This is a genomic window from Azospira sp. I13, assembly GCF_003112695.1.
Taxonomy (GTDB): domain Bacteria; phylum Pseudomonadota; class Gammaproteobacteria; order Burkholderiales; family Rhodocyclaceae; genus Azospira.
In genome coordinates this window covers 82,572-101,000 of record NZ_BFBP01000005.1, presented here as the reverse complement: position 1 = coordinate 101,000, position 18,429 = coordinate 82,572, and the positions used below count along the sequence as shown (strand labels likewise).

The following is an 18,429-nucleotide window of genomic DNA, read 5'->3' as shown; positions in this document are numbered from 1 at the left end:
TTCTTCCCGGGGGCCGCCAGCGGCCCCCGCCCGATAGAAAGGAGACCCCATGCCCCCCGCCGTCGCCACCTCTTCCCTCCTGCCCCTGATCTCCCCGGCCGCCCAGGTGCTGACGCCCCTGCAGGCCGACAGCGCCACCCAGCGCCTGGATCAGCACGTGCACGCCACCATCGCCCAGCTCACCAACTCCCTCTCGCCCCACACCATGGCCATGGCCATGATCGACTGGGCCGGGCATCTGGCCGTCTCCCCCGGCAAACAGCTGGAACTGCTCAAGCTGGCGGCGACGGAAGCCGCCGCCCTGCAGGCGGCCCAGCTTTCCATGCTCAACGAGGGGCCGGACTTCGTCGCCCCCTGGAGTACCGACCGCCGCTTCAAGGAAGAGGCCTGGCACCGCTGGCCCTTCAATGTCATGCAGCAGTCCTTCCTCCTCACCGAGCGCTGGTGGAAGGCGGCGACCCACGGCATCTGGGGGGTCTCCGCCCACCACGAACGCATCGTCTCCTTCGCCGCCCGGCAGATTCTTGACCTGCTCTCCCCCGGCAACAGCCCCCTCACCAATCCGGTGGTGCTCGAACACACCATCCGCGAAGGCGGCCAGAACCTGTGGCGCGGCATGGCCCATCTGCAGGAGGACCTGCAACGGGCCATGAACAACGAGCCCCCCGCCGGCAGCGAGGATTACGTGGTAGGCCGGGACGTGGCGATCACCCCGGGCAAGGTGGTGGCCCGCACCCGGCTGATGGAACTGATCCAGTACTCCCCCACCACCGCCAAGGTCCATCCCGAGCCCATCCTCATCGTGCCGGCCTGGATCATGAAGTATTACATCCTGGACCTCTCGCCCCACAACTCCCTGATCAAGTTCCTGGTGGACCAGGGCCATACCGTCTTCTGCATTTCCTGGCGCAATCCGGACGAGGAAGACCGGGACCAGGGCATGGACGATTACCTGGAAAACGGCTTCTTCGCCGCCCTGCAGGCCATCAACGACATCGTGCCGAAGCGCCGGGTGCACGCCACCGGCTACTGCCTGGGGGGCACCCTGCTGGCGATTGCCGCCGCCGCCATGGCCCGGGACGGGGACGAGCGCCTGGCCTCCATCACGCTCCTGGCCGCCCAGACCGACTTCACCGAGCCGGGGGAGCTGGCCCTCTTCATCGACGACAGCCAGATCAGCCTGCTCGAGGCCCAGATGGCGGAAAAGGGCTACCTCTCCGCCGGCCAGATGGCGGGCGCCTTCCAGCTGCTGCGCTCCTACGACCTGCTGTGGTCGCGCATGGTGAGCCAGTACCTGCTGGGCGAACGGGGCGCCATGAACGACCTGATGGCCTGGAATGCGGACACCACCCGCATGCCGGCCCGCATGCACAGCCAGTACCTGCGCCAGCTGTTCCTCAACGACGACCTCAGCGAAGGCCGCTACCAGGTCGGCGGCCGGCCCGTGTCCCTGGGCGACATCACCATCCCCATCTTTGCCGTAGGCACGGAAAGCGACCACGTGGCACCCTGGCGCTCGGTGCACAAGATCCACTACCTGAGCCCGGCCGAAGTCACCTTCGTCCTCACCAGCGGCGGCCACAATGCCGGCATCGTCAGCGAACCCGGCCACCCGCGCCGCCACTACCGCCTCCACACCCGGCCCGCCGGCGAGGTGTACGTGGCCCCTGAGCAATGGCTGGCGGAAACGCCCACCCGGGAAGGCTCCTGGTGGACCGCCTGGCAGGAATGGCTGGCGGCCCGCTCCGCCGCCCCCGCAGCGCCGGCCAAGACCGGCTCCAAGCGTTATCCGCCCCTGGAAGACGCCCCCGGCAGCTACGTCCTGCTGAAGTAGGCAGCCGGCTCCGGGGCTGCGCTCCCGCCGCCCCCGCCGCGCTGCGGGTAATATGCCATCAGGCCCCCGGACGACCGCCCGGCCTGGCGCCCCGCCCCGGAGCGCCGCCGGGCGCCCCTGACAAGCACCACCCTTCCACCAGCTCCCTGGACTTCCGATGAAAAAGATCATGTTCTCCGGCCTCCCCGCCGACGTCAGCGAAAGCGGGCTGCGCCAGGTCCTGGCGCGCTTCGGCCCCGTCGGCGAGATTGCCATCGTCCGCGACGGCGACCCGCAACAGCCCATCGCCATCGTCGAGATGCGCATCACCGACCAGGCCGCCTTCGACCTCACCACCCGCATCACCGACATCTGGCACGACGGCCGGCGCATCAACGCCTGGGTGCTGCTGCACTGAAACGCGCCCCATGCCTGCACCGCCGAGCGAGGCCGCCATGCCCGCCCCCCTCACCGCCTGCCACGAGTGCGACCTGCTGCTGCAGCCGGTGGCCCTGACGCTGCCCCGCAGCCGGGCCCACTGCCCCCGCTGCGGCGCCCGCCTCTACAGCTTCCACCGGGACCGGCTGGAGAAAATCCTGGCCCTGACCCTGGCGGCCCTGGTGCTGCTGCTCACCGCCAATCTGTACCCCATCGTCGGCCTCAACATCCAGGGCAACTACACCGAAACCACCGTCATCGGCGCCGTCCACCATCTCTGGCAGGACGGCCGGGAGGCCCTGGGCGGCCTGGTGCTGCTGACCACGGTGCTGATGCCGGCCATCGAGCTGGGCGCGGTGCTGTGGCTGGTGCTGCCCCTGTGGCTGGGACGCCGCTCGCCGGCCTTCGCCCCGGTCTTTCGCGCCTTCCGCCTGGCCCATCCCTGGGCCATGGTGGAAGTGTTCATCCTCGGCGTCCTGGTCTCCCTGGTGAAGCTGGCCCACCTGGCCGACGTGCTGCCGGGGCCGGCCATCTGGTGCTTCGGCGGCCTCATGCTGCTGCTGGCCGCCCTGGCTGGCCTGCTCGACGGCCATACCCTGTGGCAGGCCTGGGACGAGGCGCGCCCGGACGACGAGGCAGCCCCGGCATGAGCCGCCGCCATACCGCCGCCAGCCGCGGGCTCGCCGTCTGCGAGGTTTGCGGCCTGCTGGCTTCCCTGGAACAGCACGAACACTGCCCCCGCTGCCAGGCGCCCCTGCACCTGCGCAAGCCGGACAGCCTGGCGCGCACCTGGGCCCTGATGCTGGCCGCCTACGTGCTCTACCTGCCGGCCAACCTGCTGCCCATCATGGAGACCCGCTCCCCCTTCGGCACCCAGCGCGACACCATCATGAGCGGGGTGGTGGTGCTGTGGGACACGGGCTCCTGGGAACTGGCCCTGGTGGTCTTCTGTGCCAGCATCGTGCTGCCCATGCTCAAGCTCTTTTCCCTCACCTACCTGCTGCTCAGCGTGCATCGCGGCTCCCACCGCAACACCCGGCAGCGGGCCCGGCTCTACCGGCTGCTGGAACTGATCGGCCGCTGGTCCATGCTGGACGTCTACGTGGTCACCCTGCTGGTGGCCCTGGTCCAGGTCCAGTCCCTCGCCATCATTTCCCCCGGCCCCGGGGTGGTGGCCTTCGGCGCCGTGGTGGTGCTGAGCATGCTCGCCACCATGGCCTTCGACCCGCGCCTCATCTGGGACCGGGCCGTTCCCCAGACCGTACCCCCTGACACTTCTGCCGCCTCCGCCGAGGAACACCGCCATGCCTGACGACACGCCCCTGCCCGCCGCCGAGACGGTCCGCGTCACCCCGCCCCGCCGCCGCCCCACCCTGGTGTGGATCATCCCCCTGCTGGCGGTGGCCCTCAGCCTGGGCCTGGGCATCAAGGCCCTGCTCGAGCGGGGGCCCCAGATCACCCTGCAGTTCGCCCGGGCCGAAGGTCTGGAGGCCAACAAGACCCGCCTCAAGTACAAGGACGTGGACATCGGCACGGTGACGGACATCACCCTGAGCCCGGACCGCAGCTCGGTCCAGGTCAAGGTCCAGGTGAACAACAGCGCCAAGGGCCTGTTGGTGGAGGACAGCCGCTTCTGGGTGGTGCGGCCCCGGGTCACCGTGGGCGGCGTTTCCGGCCTCGCCACCCTGCTCTCCGGGGTACATATCGCCATCGACCCGGGCCAATCCGGCAGCGACGCCCGGGAATTCGTCGGCCTGGAGGAGCCGCCGGCCATCACCAGCGACACCCGGGGCAGCCAGTTCAAGCTCAGCAGCGACACCCTGGGTTCCCTCGACATCGGCGCCCCGGTCTATTACCGACGCATGCCGGTGGGCCGGGTCATCGGCTACGCCATGCAGCCCGATGGCCGCGGCGTCGATGTGCAGATTTTCGTGGATGCCCCCTACGACCGCTTCGTCAGCCCCAATTCCCGCTTCTGGCACGCCAGCGGCGTCGATGTGGCCATGGACGCGGACGGGGTCAAGCTCAACATGCAGTCCGTGCTCAGCCTGATGCTGGGCGGCGTTGCCTTCTCCAGCCCGGAAGGGGAGCCCGGCGAGATGCCGGCAGCGGCCCCCGCCGCCAGCACCTTCGTCCTCCATCCGGACCAGGCCACCGCCCAGCGCATTCCCGACAGCAGCTACCAGAAATACGTGCTCATCTTCCGCGAATCGGTGCGGGGCCTGACGGTGGGCGCCCCGGTGGATTTCCGCGGCATCACCGCCGGCGAGGTGTCCCGCATCGACCTGGATTTCGACCAGACCACCAAGAACTTTTCCATGGCGGTGGAGATCAAGCTCTACCCGGAACGCCTCAGCCGCCGCAGCCGCGGCATGGGCAACGCGGAACCCAGCCGCAAGGACATCCGGGAAGTCCTCAACGCCATGGTGGCCCGGGGCTTCCGCGCCCAGCTGCGCACCGGCAACATCGTCAGCGGCCAGCGCTACGTGGCCCTGGACTACTTCCCCAACGCCAAGCCCGCCGCCATGCGCTGGGGCAAGGGCATTGCCGAACTGCCGACCCAGCCCGGCAGCCTGGACTCCCTGCAGGACCAGCTGGAAACCATCGCCACGACCCTGCAGCACACCCTGCAGCACACGGACAAGCTGATCACCCGCCTGGACCGGGAAGTGGTGCCGGAACTGGCCGACACCCTGCGCGACGCCCGCAAGGCCCTGGACCAGGCCAACAAGGTCCTGGCCAGCGACGCCCCGATGCAGCAGGAAGTGCGCGACACCCTGCGGGAAGTGGGCCGGGCCGCCAGCGCCGTGCGCAACCTGGCGGACCTGCTGGAACGCCAGCCCGAAGCCCTGCTCAAGGGCAAGAAGGACGATTGAGAGGATTGAGAGAAATGCCGACCATGCCCACGCGCCGCCCCATCGCCGCCCCTTCTACCCTTTCCGCCTTCGCCGCCGCCCGGCGCGGCGCCCTCGCCATCCTGGGCACCGCCCTGCTCCTGGCGGCCTGCGGCACCACGCCCAAGGCCAGCCTCTACACCCTGGACGACGGCCGCCCCGGCGGCCAGGGCAACGGCCCCAGCGTGCTGCTGCTCAGCGCCAGCCTGCCCGAATTGCTGGACCGGCCCCAGCTGGTGCTGCGGGGCCCGGACCAGCGCATCTTGCTCAGCGAACAGCAGCGCTGGGCCGAGCCCCTGCGCAGCGGCATCGCCCGCAGCATCGCCGCCGACCTGGGACGCCTGCTGGCCTCCTCCCGGGTGGCGGCCCTGCCCAACGGCGCCCCCCATTTCGACGCCGACTTCCGCCTCACCCTGCACGTGCAGCGCCTGGAGGCCCAGGTGGGCCGGGGCGTCGATCTGGATCTGCTGTGGACCCTGCAGCCGCGGCAGGGCAAGGAGCTGCTCGGCCGCAGCCAGGTGCATGAGCCGCTGGCGGCGGGGAACGAAACCATGACGGGCGACGGTGGCGCCGCCGCCCTGGTAGCGGCCCAGCGCCGGGCTCTCAGTCAGGCCGCCGCCGAGATAGCCGCGGCCATTCGGAGCCAGCCCCTGCCGGCTGCAGCCCAATAGGGACGGCCACCTTCAGGCACGGCAGGCCGGAAACAAGGCGCCATGCGCCTTCCCGGCACCCTCTTTTTCAAGCCGCCACCTTGCTGGGCGGCGGCCCCGACTCTCCCCGCCTTAACCCAGGGCCCGGGTGACGATCTCGAACACGTCCCGGGACAGGCCGGGATGGTCCCGCAGACTCTCCAGGGCCGCCCGGCTGTGGGCCTGGCGGCCGGCGTCGAACTTCTTCCAGCGATCGAAGCAGCGGGCCAGGCGGGAAGCCACCTGGGGATTGCGGGCGTCCAGGGCCTTGATCTGCTCGGCGAAGAAACGATAGCCGGCGCCGTCGGCAGCGTGGAAGCGCACCAGGTTGGCACCGAAGGTGCGCAGCAGGGCATAGACCTTGTTGGGATTGCCGAGGTCGAAGGCCGGGTGGCCGGTGAGGCGCTGCACCGTGGCCAGGGTGTCGGGCTGGCGGCTGGAGGACTGCACCGCCAGCCATTTATCCACCACCAGGGCCTCGCCCTGCCAGCGCTGGTAGAAGGCGGCCAGGGCCGTCTCCCGCTCGGGGCAGTCGCCCAGCACGTTGGCCAGGGCGGCCAGGGCGGCGAACTGGTCGGTCATGTTGTCCGCGTCCTCGAACTGGCGCACGGCCAGCTGGCGCATGCCGGCGGTGTTGAATTCCAGCAGGTAGGAGAGGCACAGGTTGCGCAGGGCGCGGCGGCCCGCATCCTCGGCACTGGGCTGGTAGGGGCCGCTGGGGGCTAGTTCCGCATAGACAGCAGCCAGCTCGGCCCGCAGGCCCTCGGCCAGGGAGAGGCGCAGATGGTTGCGGGCGGCGTGCAGGGCATCCGGATTCACCTCCTCCAGCATCTCGGCCAGGGTGGCCTCGCCGGGCAGGGTCAGGGCTTCGGCGACGAAGGCGGCGCCGGCCTCTTCATGGCTGCTGAGCAGGCGGCGGGCAGCGGCGATGAAGCCTTCCGGCACGGCCGGCGCCTGGCCGGCAACGATGGCCCCGGTGGCTTCCAGGATCAGGCGGGAGGCCAGGCGCTGGCCCGCTTCCCAGGCGTTGAAGGGATCGCTGTCGTGGGCCAGTAGCAGGGTCAGGTCGGCGTCGCTGTAGGCAAAGTCCAACACCACCGGGGCGGAGAAATCCCGCAGCAGGGAGGGCACCGGAGCCTCCGCCACGTCCTCGAAATCGAAGCGCTGGGTGCTCTCGGTGAGCAGCAGGGTGCGGCTGTGGCCGGCCAGTTCCTGGCCCTGGCGGTCGAACAGGGCGACGCGGATGGGGATCAGGTAGGGCGCGCTGTCCGAAGCCTTGGGATTGCTCTGGGTGAAGCTCAAGGTGTAGCGCTTCGCCGCGGCATCGTAGGCAGCCTCGGCCTTGACCTGGGGCGTGCCGGGCTGGCTGTACCAGCGCATGAACTGGGTGAAGTCGAAGCCCGAGGCTGCTGCCATGGCGGCGACGAAATCGTCGCAGGTGACGGCCTGGCCGTCGTGGCGGCGGAAGTATTCGTCCATGCCGGCGCGGAAGGCTTCGCGGCCGATCAGGGTCTGGATCATGCGCACCACCTCGGCGCCCTTTTCATAGACCGTGGCGGTGTAGAAGTTGTTGATCTCCATGTAGGAGGCGGGACGCACCGGATGGGCCATGGGGCCGGCATCCTCGGGGAACTGGGCGGCGCGCAGGCCGCGCACCTCGCGGATGCGGGCGGTGGTGGGGTTGTGCAGGTCGGCGCCGAATTCCTGGTCGCGGAAGACGGTGAGGCCTTCCTTCAGGGAAAGCTGGAACCAGTCCCGGCAGGTGACCCGGTTGCCGGTCCAGTTGTGGAAATACTCGTGGGCCACGACCCGGTCGATGTTCTCGAAATCCACGTCGGTGGCCACGTCGGCCCGGGCCAGCACGTATTTGGTATTGAAGATGTTGAGGCCCTTGTTCTCCATGGCCCCCATGTTGAAGTCGCCCACGGCGACGATCATGTAGTGGTCCAGGTCGCACTCCAGGCCGAAGCGCTGCTCGTCCCAGGCCATGGACTTCTTCAGGGCCAGCATGGCGTGGGGGCACTGGTCCAGCTTGCCCGGCTCCACGTAGATGGCCAGCTGCACCGTGCGGCCGCTGGCGGTGGTGAAGGTGTCGCGCAGCACGTCCAGCTTGCCGGCGACGACGGCGAAGAGGTAGCAGGGTTTCTTGAAGGGGTCCTGCCAGCGGGCCCAGTGACGCCCATCGGCCTCGTCGCCGCTGGCGACGGGATTGCCGTTGGCCAGCAGCACCGGCAGGGCCGCCTTGTCGGCGTGCAGGGTGACGCTAAAGGTGGCCATGACGTCGGGCCGATCCGGGAACCAGGTGATGCGGCGGAAGCCCTGGGCTTCGCACTGGGTGAAGTAGCCGTCGGCGGAGCGGTAGAGGCCGGAGAGCTGGGTGTTCTTTTCCGGCACGATGCGCACCACGGTCCGCAGGGTGAACTGCTCAGGCACCCCTGGGATGGTCAGGGTTTCGGCTGCCACCGTGTACTCGCCGGCTGCCAGCGTCCGGCCGTCGATGGCGACCGATACGGTTTCCAGCTCTTCGCCATCCAGCACCAGGGCCTGGGCCCCGGCGCCCGCCGGATTGCGGCGACAGGCCAGGGTGGCGGTGACGGTGGTGCTGCCGGGGCGGATGTCCACATCCAGGTCCACCGTGTCCACCAGATAGGCGGGCGGGGTGTAGTCCTTGAGGTGGATGGTCTGGGGGGTTTGGGAGGTTTCGCTCATGTCGTTTTCCAGGAACAGCAGGGGCTGGCGGCACCAGCCCGCAAATACGGGAGCCGCCATGATACGCCACCCGATGGAGGCCGCCGGGCGTCACACAGCTTAAAAACAATGGTGTTATCGTTGCGGCATAAAAATGATCGCTGGGCCTATCCGCAAGGCCTGCCCATGATCGCCAACGACCTTCCCTCAACCCCAACACGCCGCACTGCCCATGAAACCCCGCCATATCCATACCCTGCACCGCCCCGCTTCCCCACCGGGCCAGCGCCCTCCCCTGCTTTTCATCCACGGCGGCTATATGGATGCCCGCTGCTGGGAGATCAATTTTCTGCCCTTTTTCGCCCAGGCCGGCTACGACTGCACGGCCCTGGACCTCTCCGGCCACGGCCAGAGCGAAGGCCGGGATTACCTGGATGCCTTCAGCCTCGACGATTACGCCGACGACGTGCTGCAGGTCATGGCCACCCTGGCCGAGCCGCCGGTGCTGATCGGCCACTCCATGGGCTGCGCCGTGATCGAACGGGTGCTGGAAGGACACAGCGCCCGGGCCGCCGCCCTCCTCTCCCCGGTGCCCACCACCGGCACCCAGGGCTCCATCGTCAACCTGGCCCTGACCCAGCCGGATTTCTTTGCCGGCATCCAGGCTGTCAGCCACGGCGACCTGGATGAAAAGACCCTGCCCCTGATGCGGGACATCTATTTCGATCCCGAGACCCCGGCGCAAGAACTGCTGGCCTTCGCCCCGCTGATCCAGCCGGAATCCGCGACGGCCGTGGCCGACATGGCCTCCCTCGGCTGCCGCCTCTACCGTGCCCGGCCCAGCCTGCCGGTGCTGGTCATGGGGGGCCAGCACGATGCGGTGTTTCCGCCCTCCAGCATCGGTTTTACGGCCCTGCGCTGGAACGGGGATTTCAAGATCATTCCCCATTGCGGCCACATGCTGATGCTCGATCGCCCCTGGCCCAAGGCCGCGGAAAAACTACTGGCATGGCTGGAACGGCTCTGATTCGGCGCGCCCCCGGGCTGCAGAACCACCGCCAGCATAGCTCGGCATAAAAAAGCCCCGGCGGCACCTTGCCCCGGGGCTTTCGCATCAACGCCTGCTTGTTGCCAATCAGGGCAGCACGAAGCGCAGGGAACTGCTCTGGGTCTTCCCGCGCACCTGGGCAACCACCTTGCTTCCCGGCGCCAGGACAAAGCTCCCCCGAGCCTCTAGCAGCCCCGGGCCAACCGGTGCCAGGACGACCTGCTGGGGCGCTCCCTTGCCCTGCAGAACCAGCTGGGCTGAGGCTTGGCTAACATCCGCCGGCTGGCCGTGATCCCGAACGTGAAGCTGCAACACCCCCGGGCCGGCCACCAGTTCATACGTGAGGTCCCGGGCCTGGGCCACCACCCCGCCGTGGCGCCAGATCGTGCTGGTGATCATGCCCGCCGGCCGCCAAAACGCCAGGCCCCGCCCACAGGCTGGCCAGGAACAGGAGCGTGGAAACAACGACGAAACGGAAGCCGGTACGCCGTGTGTGAAGCAATGGAATCATGGTCATGCCTATCTTTGGAGAGAAGTCGAGGTTGCTCAGGGCCTAGAGGGCACTGGCGCTGTCATCGGCCAGCAGCCGCTCTGCCGCCGGGCGGCCGAAGCACCAGAACAGCACGGGGGTGAGGAAGGTATCCAGCAGGGTCGAACTGACCAAGCCGGAGAAGATGACCACTGCCACTGGATGAAGAATCTCCGTGCCCGGCCGCTCCGCCTCGAAGAGCAGGGGCGCAAGGGCAAAGGCGGTGACCAGGGCCGTCATCAGCACCGGTGCCAGACGCTCCAGGGAGCCCCGCAGGATCATGGCCTGATCGAAGGCGGCCCCCTCGAAACGCATCAGGTTGAGGTAGTGGCTGACCTTGAGAATGCCATTGCGCACGGAAATGCCGGCCAGGGTGATGAAGCCGATGAGGGCCGCCACAGAAAGCGGCTGCCCCGATAGCCCCAGCCCCACCACCGCCCCTACCAGGGCCAGGGGAATGTTGGCCATGATGAGCACCGACAGGGTGGCCGAACGGTAACGGCTGTAGAGCACCACGAAAATCAGGATGAGGGACACCAGGGAAAGCAGGCCCACCAGCCGCGAGGCTTCCTCCTGGGCCTGAAACTGCCCACCCAGGGTGACGAAATAGCCCTCCGGCAGTGGCGTTTCCGCCACTACCCGGCGAATGTCCGCAACGATGTCGGAGAGAGCCCGCCCCTGGGCATTGGCCGAAATGACGATACGGCGACGGCCATCATCCCGGCTGATCTGGTTCGGGCCATCCCCCTCCTCCACCGTCGCCACCCGGGATAAAGGAATGGGGCCGCCCGGTGCCTCCACCAGCAAGCCTGCCAGGCCCTCTGGCCCCCGGGCGCTTTCCGGCAGGCGCAGCACCAGGGCGAAGCGGCGCCCGCCCTCCACCACCTGGGTGATTTTCTCCCCCTCCACCAGACGCTGCAGGGAAGCCAGCAACTGGGGCACGGCGATGCCGTACTGGGCCGCCGCACCGTAATCCACCCGCACCTTGATCTGGGGCGCCAGCACCTGCTTTTCCACCTCCAGGTCGGCGACGCCGGGAATGGCGGCAAGTCGGCTGCGCAGCACTTCGGCCTGGCCCCGCAGGGTGTCCAGGTCTTCGCCGAAAAGCTTGAGGGCGATCTGGGAGCGCACCCCGGACAGCATGTGGTCAATACGGTGAGAAATGGGCTGGCCCACCGCCACGGCCACTGGCAGGGAAGCCAGGCGCTGGCGGATGTCGGCGGCGATCTCCCCCATGGGTCGGGTGAGTTCGGCCACCGGCTTCAGGCCCACATCCAGTTCGCTGACGTGGACGCCTTCGGCATGTTCATCCAGCTCTGCCCGGCCACTGCGCCGCCCCACGTAGGCCACCTCCGGGATTTCCTTGACTCGCAGCTCGGCCTGCCGCGCCACGTTGGCCGATTCGGCCAGGGTCACGCCCGGATTGAGGCGCAGGCCCACCAGGAAGGTGCCTTCGTTGAAGGGCGGCAGGAAGGTGCGGGGGAACAGGGGCACTGCGACCGCTGCCAGCAGCACGGCGGCCACTCCGGCTGCCATGGCGGCCCGGGGCCGGGCCAATACCGTCGCCAGGCTGCGCCGGTAGCCGGCCTTGAGCCAGCGCAGCAGCCGGGTATCGCCGTGATCCAGCCCCTTCATGGTGGGCAGCAGGTAGTAGGAGAGCACCGGCGTCACCGTCACCGAGACCAGCAGGGAAGCCAGGGTGGAGACGATGAAGGCGATGCAGAGGGGCACGAAGAGCCGCCCCTCCATGCCCGGCAAGGCAAACAGGGGCAGGAACACCAGGACGATGATGAGGGTGGCGTAAAGAATGGCCGAACGCACCTCCAGGGTGGCCCGGGCCACCAGCATGAGGGGCGACAGGCGCTCCCCGTGGGGGCCGTCGCCCTGCTCCTGGGCGGCCTTGAGGCGGCGCATGACGTTTTCGATCCCCACCACCGCATCGTCCACCAGGCCGCCGATGGCGATGGCCAGCCCCCCCAGGGTCATGGTGTTGATGGATTGGCCAAAGTAGCGGAAGACCAGGGCGGTGACGAAGATGGAAACGGGGATAGCCGTCAGAGCAATGAGGGTTGGCCGCAGGGTACCGAGAAAGGCGAACAGGATCACCGCAACGAACACCGAGGCGCCGACCAGCTTGCCCTGCAGGGTGTGCAGGGAAGATTCGATGAAACTGGCCTGGCGGAAGGTCACCTGGGGCGCCGCCATGCCCTCGGGCAGGGTGCGGCCCAGCGCTTCCAGGGCCGCTTCAATGGCCTGGGTGAGGCGGATGGTGTCGGCCGTGGGCTGTTTCTGCACCCCCAGAATTACCGCGGGGCCGCCGGCAAAACCGGCATCGCCGCGCTTCAGGGCCGTGGCGAAAGTCACCTCGGCCACCTGTTGCAGCAGCAGCGGCTGGCCGTTGCGGGCGGTCAGGGCCAGTTGGCGCAAGTCCTCCAGGCGGGAAGTGCGGCCCAGATGGCGGATCAGGTATTCCCGCCCGTTACGTTCCAGGAAGCCGCCGGAGGTATTGGCGGCAAAGCCCTGCAAGGCCTGCTCCAGCTGGGTCTGGGTGATGCCCAGGGCGGCCATGCGGGCGGCTAGGGGCTGCACCTGGAACTGGCGCACCTCGCCGCCGATGGGAATCACCTGGGCCACGCCGGGAACCGCCATCAGCCGAGGCCGCAGCACCCAGTCGGCGTATTCCCGCACCTCCATGGCGGAGCGACGGGCCGGGTCAATGGGCAAGGCGATCTGCAGGATTTCCCCCATGATCGAGCTGATGGGCCCCAGGCGCGGCACCACCCCGGCTGGCAAGGCCCCTTCCAGGGCACTGAGCCGCTCCGTCACCATCTGCCGGGCCCGGTAGAAATCCGTCTCCCAGTCGAAGGTGACATAGACGAAGGACAGCCCGGCGCTGGAAGTGGAGCGGATGGCCTCCACCCCGGGCAGGCCGTTCATGGCCGTTTCCAGGGGGAAGGAAATCAGCTGCTCCACCTCCTCCGCCGCCATGCCGCCAGCCTCGGTCATGAGGGTGACGGTGGGCTTGTTGAGGTCGGGGAAGACATCCACCGGGGTGCGGGAGAGGCTCATCACCCCATACACCATCAGCACCAGGCTGATCATGAGCACCAGCAGGCGGTTGCGCAGGCTGGCATCGAGAAGCCACTGAAACATGGTGTTCTCCTCAGCGAACCTGATTGACGAGACCGGCGGCCTGCAGCACCACCCGCTCCCCCGCCGCCAAGCCGGATGTCACCGCCACCCGCGCGCCATCCAGAGGCACGTGGGTGACGACGCGGGGCACGAACTGCTCGGCCCCCTGCTTGACCCAGACAATGGTCTGGTTGGCTGGATTCTTCAGCAGGCTGGCGGCTGGCAGGGCGATACCGGGAATGTTTTCCCGGGTCTGCACCACCACCTTGACTGGCTGCCCCACGGCCAGGGCCGACAGGGCGGTGCCCCGGGCCCGGAAGGTCAGCGGCAGGGCTTCATCCCGCAGGCTGCGGGCGGCCCCCAGCAATTGCAGGGGCACGCTGTCGCCACCCACGCCAAGGGATGCGCCGGCCACATTGGCGCCCAGGCCCGGGTCGTAGGCCAGGGCCTCCACCAGCAGGCGCTCCGGGTCCACCACCTCGAAGAGGATTTCCCGGGCCTCCACCACCTGGCCGGCCACCCCGTTGGCCCGGGCAATGACGCCGCTGACCGGGGCCACCAGACGTTCATTGGCCACCGCCGCCTCCGCTTCCTCGATAGCTTTGCGCGGCACCGTGTCCGCCAGTTCCCGCAGGCGCCGCAGGCGGCTCTCGTTGAGTGAACGGTTCTGGCCGCCTACTTCCGGCGTCACATAGGCCAGCACCTGACCCTGGCGCACCCGCTGGCCGGCATAGGGCAAGCCCCCGGGGCCGGGGGTCAGACGCCCGGCCACCATGGCCTGGACGCGCCCGCCGGCGTTGGGGTCCATCACCACCCGGCCGTTCAGCTCCAAGCTGCGGGGCCAGGCTCCCGTCTCCGCCAGGACCGTGCGCAGACCGTACTGGCGCTGGGCTTCCTTGGGCAAGAAGACGCTGCCGTCTGGCAGGCGGCGGGGGCCGTTGCCGGCCGCAGGCGCCGGCGCTTCGCCATGGTCGTGGCCGGGGCCGGCCAGGGCCGGTTGGACAGCCGCACCCACCAAAGCCAGGAGCAGGCCCACCACCAAGGTGGCCGCCCGGGCCAATCGTTCGGATGGCGACTTCTGCGCACCCAGCCACAGCGACGGGTGTTGCGAACACGCCCCCCGCAGCACGGTCGTCCAACGGCGGCTCATTGGGCACCGCCGATCTGACCATGGGCGCGGGTGCGCCGGCCCCGTCGATGGCGCCAGATCCCGCCAAGCAAGAGACTGGCCCCCAAGGCGGCGAGAGCCCAGGCACTCCCGCGTTGCCAGAAACGCCCGGCATCAGCCCCATGGTCATCGTGGGATGCCGCGATATCCCAGTCCGCCGCGAGAAGATCGTCGACGCCGCCCGCTTGCACCTGGGCCAATACGGCCCGGGAGCCAGCTTCCGGGGCTTCCGCCAGGGTGGCGATGAATTCCCCGGCCCCATGGGGCGTCAGTGGAACCTCGCTGCCATCCAGGCTAAGGGTCAGGCGGGCGTTTTCCACCGGGCGGGAATCTGCAAAGTGATCCAGATACAGCGTAAGTTGCCGCCCTGCCAACACGCCGACCAACTCAAAGGTTTCGGAGGTGGCCGCAAAACGGGGGCTGACTGCGGCAGGGGCCACTACCGGCACTTCACCATGGTCGTGGCCAGCACCGGCAAAGGCCGGCAGGCTCAGTGAGGAGAGTGTTGCAAACACCAGCAACAGGCCGACAGGCACCGGACTTACCACCCGGCGATCGGTAGCGGGCAGGCCAAGCGCAAGGGGAAGCCCAAGGAGCGTAGCGGGTGCGGGCAGCGGGTTCTGCAATGAACAAGACAGTGACATGGGAAATCTCCGGAATTTCATTCGGGCAGCAGGCCCAGGGCCTGGCGCAGGTCGGATATGGCGGCGGCCAGGGCGATACGGGCGCGGGCAGCCTGGCGTTCCGCCTCCACCGCTTCCAGCTCAATACGCAGGCGGGTGGGCAAGTCGGATTCCCCCAGGCGGAAGGATTTGTCGAAGAACTGGCGGGTTTCGCCGGCCAGGCGGGCCCGCTCGGTGGCGGCCTCCAGCTGGCGCCGCACCGCGTCCACCTGGTGCCGGCTGGCTTCCCGGGACGCTTCCAGGCGTTCCTGCTCCAGCTGGCCAAGGCGCTCCGCCTCCAGGGCTTCGGCCCGGGCCAGGCCGAGACGGGCCTGGTGGCGAGCTTCAGAACCGATGGGAATGCGCACGCCGACGGTCAGGTTGCGCTGCCAGCCTTCCTCGAAGGCGCCCCGCTCCCGGGCAGTGGACAGCACCAGTTCCGGGTTGCCGCGGGTTTGCAGACGGGCCAGTTCGGCGCTTTGACGGGCCAGTTCGGCCCGATCCCGCCATTCCGCCAAGGCCGGATGCCCCTCGGGGACACCAGCCCCAGCGTCGGGCAGGGCGGGCCAGGGCTCCGGCTCGGGTGACGGCACTGACAGGGTGGCACTGACAGATCCGTTCATCCTCACCCGCGGCGCTTCCGGCCAGCCACCAACGATGGCCCGCAATTCCCGGGCGGCACCGGCCAGGGCACGGTCGCTTTCCGCCAGGGCGGCGGCGGCGCTGGCCCGGGCGCCTTCGGCCTGATGCTGATCGGCTCGGGCCAGATCACCGGCCCGGACTCGCCGGGCCACATCGGCTGCCAGGCGGCTGGCGCCTTCCAGGCGGGCCTGGGCCAGCTGCTGCTCGGCCTGCTGGCCCAGCCAGGCCCACCAGGCGGCGCGCAACTGACCGGCCAGGCGCAGCCGGGCACCACCGCTGCGGCTATCCACGACCCGGGATTCGGCTTCTGCAAGAGCCGCCGTGCCCTCCCGCTCACCGGGCAGCCACAGGGGCAAGGCCACGCCGGCGGCGTATTCCCGGCTGCCCTGGTTTTTCAGCAGTCGGTCGGACTGGCCGGACATTTCCAGCACCGGGGGTTCGGCGGTCCACGCCTGGGCCGCCTGGCGACGGGCCTGGGCGGCTTGGCGTCGCAAGTCGAGGGATTGGCCCTCGGGTTGTCTGGCCCAGGCCTGGTCAAAGGCCTGGGCCAGGGTGGGCGGCGCCACCGGCACCAGAGCGGACACGGTGCCCGCCGGCAGATTGGCCGGGCCGGACGGGTTAGGCAGGTTTGGGGGAGCAGCCGCCAGGGTCAGGGGGGCGCTCCACCACACCAGCCCCAGCAGGGCGGGCGCAGCGCGCCGCAGGGCATTACATCCAAAGAAATACATCCGATTCTCCGCAGGTACGGGTTTCGATCAGTCAAACGCATCGAGACAGGAGAAGCGGCAGGGCCAAAGATGGCGTCCATCGGGCATCCACAGGGCATGGCGCCATGGGCTCCCGGGCCGCGGGTGGCGCAGCCGGGGAGAAAACCGTCAGGGCAAGGAAGGGAAGGCCCGCCGCTTAGCGCGCAGCAAACCAGTTGGGACGATCGGGGAGATCGCTGGGGAGGGAATCGGGGAACAGGGGCGGCGCCAGCCAGCGGGCCGCCGTGGGCAAGGCCGGCCAGGCCACCGCCAGAGTCGGCAGGGCCACGGCGCAACCGGCATGGCAGGCAGCGCAGTCGTTATCCACCGCCAGACGGAGGGAAGGCTCGCCATCGGACAAGGGAGAGGCAGTGCCAGCCGTAACGTTTTCCGGGCTTGCCGGGGCGCCGTCGTGGGCAACCGGGTGCTGATGCTGGTGATGGCCCGGATGGGCATCGACGCCCCCCGCCTCGTGCTGGCAATAGCCCGCCACCGCGGCCCAGGAGAACTGGAGCGGCAGGAACATCAGCAGCAGGAGGGCGAACAGGCGGCGCAGCATGGGGCGGATGTTAGCAGAGCCTGCCCCACCTCCCGGATACGGGGAATTACGGACATGGCCCCGTGAATGGCCGGAATGGAATGGATAAAAGGGATGAAAGGTGGCTTGTCGGGTCGGAGTACTTATCTTATAGTCGTAAAAACTTAATATAAAACATTAAATAATTAACAAACTCGCTTTCCCTTGTAGAGACCGCCATGGCGCCCATTCCTGCCCGCATCCGCACCCTCTCCCGGCTACTGCGCATCATTGCCCTGCTCAGTGCCACCCTGCTTCCCATCCTGGTGGCGCTATTGTGGAGCCAGACGGCGCACTGGGCCGACTGGGGCATCACCTGGAGCGACGCCTTCAGGATTTGCGGCATAACGCCCGCCCAGCTGGCCCCTTCCCAACGCCTGCTCGGCTTTCTCACCGACCTGCCCGCCCTGGTGGCCGGCAGCGCCGCCTTCTTCATCCTGGCTGGCATTTGTCGTCGCTACGGCCAGGGGGAGCTGTTTTCCGCCGCAGTGGCCCGGGCCTATCGCCGCTTCGCCCTTGCCTTGCTGATCTGGGGCGCCCTGCGGGTGCTGGCGCAAACGCTGCTGGTGCTGGCCCTGACCCTGGACCTCCCCCCCGGACAACAACTGGTCGTCATCAGCATCAGCAGCGATACCCTGGCCATGGGCCTGCTGGGGCTGGCGGTATACCTGCTCGGCCAGGTGATGGAGGAAGGGCGCCGGCTGCAGGAAGATAACGCCTTGATCCTGTGAGCGCGCCATGGCCATCGTTTTGAATCTCGATGTCATGCTGGCCCGGCGCAAGATGCGCTCCCGGGAACTGGCCGAGGCCATCGGCATGACGGAACAGAACCTTTCCCTGCTGAAGAGCGGCAAGGTCAAGGGGGTACGTTTTTCCACCCTGGAAGCCATCTGCCGCCACCTGCAGTGCCAGCCCGGGGACCTGCTGGAATACCGTGCGGAAGACGAGCAGGATGGGCATGACGCCTTACCGGAATAAGGCCACGGCCGTGCCTGGGCACCTCCCTGGCGGAGACACGGAACCGGCCTCGCAACCCCACCGGCCGGCCCCTTGGGCGCCCTGGCGGCAAAGGGGGGCCCAGGCCCTCTTCGCGTCCCTCGCCCTGGCAGCCGCCCCATTCCTGCTTGGCGGCGGCACCGCCCAGGCCCAGGAGAATCCGCCCCGCCGCATTACTCTGGACGAGGGCGATCCGGTGCGCATCATCGCCCCGGGGGGGGCCTTGGAAAGCCGTACCGGCCCGGCCGGCGCCAGCCAGCGGGTGGAAGTGCGCACCGCCTGGGGCCGCTACTGCATCACCGACCACCGCAACAATCCGATCCTTGCCGAGGCCTACGCCACGCCCGGCAGCGGCGGTACTGGCAACTTCGGCATTCCCACCAACTGCCCGCCGTAACGGCCCCCTG

17 protein-coding genes are annotated in these 18,429 nt (G+C 68.7%); 10 read left to right on the top strand and 7 right to left on the bottom strand.

Going from position 1 to position 18,429, the window contains the following annotated elements; all coding sequences use genetic code 11:
• Positions 1-49: 49 nt before the first annotated feature.
• The 6 genes from AZSI13_RS05900 (at position 50) to AZSI13_RS05875 (ending at position 5,816) form a co-directional block, all read left to right on the top strand.
• Positions 50-1,834 (top strand): alpha/beta hydrolase, encoded by a 1,785-nt coding sequence (locus AZSI13_RS05900; protein WP_201262319.1) that lies wholly within the window; start codon positions 50-52, stop codon positions 1,832-1,834.
• A gap of 157 nt (positions 1,835-1,991) precedes the next feature.
• Complete coding sequence (locus tag AZSI13_RS05895; protein ID WP_109040252.1) at positions 1,992-2,231, top strand: RNA-binding protein; 240 nt, start codon at positions 1,992-1,994, stop codon at positions 2,229-2,231.
• A gap of 10 nt (positions 2,232-2,241) precedes the next feature.
• A complete protein-coding gene (locus AZSI13_RS05890; protein WP_201262318.1) occupies positions 2,242-2,901 on the top strand; it encodes a paraquat-inducible protein A in 660 nt (219 codons plus the stop codon).
• The gene (locus AZSI13_RS05885) at positions 2,898-3,563 is read left to right on the top strand and encodes a paraquat-inducible protein A (protein ID WP_109040251.1); all 666 of its coding nucleotides are present in this window, start codon (positions 2,898-2,900) and stop codon (positions 3,561-3,563) included. Before AZSI13_RS05890 ends, AZSI13_RS05885 begins: the two co-directional genes overlap by 4 nt.
• Positions 3,556-5,127, top strand: a complete 1,572-nt coding sequence (locus AZSI13_RS05880; RefSeq protein WP_109040250.1) for an intermembrane transport protein PqiB — start codon at positions 3,556-3,558, stop codon at positions 5,125-5,127. Before AZSI13_RS05885 ends, AZSI13_RS05880 begins: the two co-directional genes overlap by 8 nt.
• Positions 5,128-5,141: 14 nt before the next feature.
• Positions 5,142-5,816: a membrane integrity-associated transporter subunit PqiC gene (locus AZSI13_RS05875; RefSeq protein ID WP_109040249.1), complete on the top strand. Its 675-nt coding sequence runs from the start codon at positions 5,142-5,144 to the stop codon at positions 5,814-5,816.
• A 111-nt stretch (positions 5,817-5,927) separates the two neighbouring features.
• Here the strand turns inward: AZSI13_RS05875 and pepN are convergent, their stop codons facing one another.
• Positions 5,928-8,543 carry an aminopeptidase N gene (gene pepN / locus AZSI13_RS05870; protein ID WP_109040326.1) on the bottom strand — a complete coding sequence of 872 codons (2,616 nt, stop codon included), beginning with the start codon at positions 8,541-8,543 and terminating at the stop codon, positions 5,928-5,930.
• 211 nt (positions 8,544-8,754) lie between these two features.
• Between pepN and AZSI13_RS05865 the strand changes: the two genes are divergently transcribed.
• Positions 8,755-9,549 (top strand): alpha/beta hydrolase, encoded by a 795-nt coding sequence (locus AZSI13_RS05865; RefSeq protein WP_109040248.1) that lies wholly within the window; start codon positions 8,755-8,757, stop codon positions 9,547-9,549.
• A gap of 108 nt (positions 9,550-9,657) precedes the next feature.
• On the opposite strand, the gene AZSI13_RS05860 is transcribed toward AZSI13_RS05865, so the two are convergent.
• The 6 genes from AZSI13_RS05860 to AZSI13_RS05835 all read right to left on the bottom strand — a co-directional run bounded on the left by AZSI13_RS05860 (position 9,658) and on the right by AZSI13_RS05835 (position 17,008).
• The gene (locus tag AZSI13_RS05860; RefSeq protein WP_235609683.1) at positions 9,658-9,969 is read right to left on the bottom strand and encodes a hypothetical protein; all 312 of its coding nucleotides are present in this window, start codon (positions 9,967-9,969) and stop codon (positions 9,658-9,660) included.
• A gap of 154 nt (positions 9,970-10,123) precedes the next feature.
• On the bottom strand, positions 10,124-13,252 hold the full coding sequence (locus AZSI13_RS05855) for an efflux RND transporter permease subunit (RefSeq protein ID WP_109040247.1): 3,129 nt from the start codon (positions 13,250-13,252) through the stop codon (positions 10,124-10,126).
• A 10-nt stretch (positions 13,253-13,262) separates the two neighbouring features.
• Positions 13,263-14,381, bottom strand: a complete 1,119-nt coding sequence (locus AZSI13_RS05850) for an efflux RND transporter periplasmic adaptor subunit (protein ID WP_109040246.1) — start codon at positions 14,379-14,381, stop codon at positions 13,263-13,265.
• Positions 14,378-15,043 (bottom strand): hypothetical protein, encoded by a 666-nt coding sequence (locus AZSI13_RS05845; protein ID WP_133247272.1) that lies wholly within the window; start codon positions 15,041-15,043, stop codon positions 14,378-14,380. The genes AZSI13_RS05850 and AZSI13_RS05845 overlap by 4 nt, the downstream gene beginning before the upstream one ends.
• Before the next feature lie 17 nt (positions 15,044-15,060).
• Entirely contained in the window at positions 15,061-16,431 is a 1,371-nt protein-coding gene (locus AZSI13_RS05840; protein WP_109040244.1) for a TolC family protein, read from the bottom strand.
• 175 nt (positions 16,432-16,606) lie between these two features.
• A complete protein-coding gene (locus tag AZSI13_RS05835) occupies positions 16,607-17,008 on the bottom strand; it encodes a hypothetical protein (protein ID WP_109040243.1) in 402 nt (133 codons plus the stop codon).
• Positions 17,009-17,205: 197 nt separating this feature from the next.
• Here AZSI13_RS05835 and AZSI13_RS05830 point away from each other — a divergent pair, with 197 nt between their 5' ends.
• The 3 genes from AZSI13_RS05830 to AZSI13_RS05820 are packed head-to-tail and all read left to right on the top strand — an operon-like array spanning position 17,206 to position 18,419.
• Complete coding sequence (locus AZSI13_RS05830) at positions 17,206-17,757, top strand: DUF2975 domain-containing protein (protein WP_109040242.1); 552 nt, start codon at positions 17,206-17,208, stop codon at positions 17,755-17,757.
• Between the two features lie 7 nt (positions 17,758-17,764).
• Positions 17,765-18,004 (top strand): helix-turn-helix transcriptional regulator, encoded by a 240-nt coding sequence (locus AZSI13_RS05825; protein WP_109040241.1) that lies wholly within the window; start codon positions 17,765-17,767, stop codon positions 18,002-18,004.
• A 10-nt stretch (positions 18,005-18,014) separates the two neighbouring features.
• Positions 18,015-18,419 carry a hypothetical protein gene (locus AZSI13_RS05820; RefSeq protein WP_133247271.1) on the top strand — a complete coding sequence of 135 codons (405 nt, stop codon included), beginning with the start codon at positions 18,015-18,017 and terminating at the stop codon, positions 18,417-18,419.
• Positions 18,420-18,429: the final 10 nt, after the last annotated feature.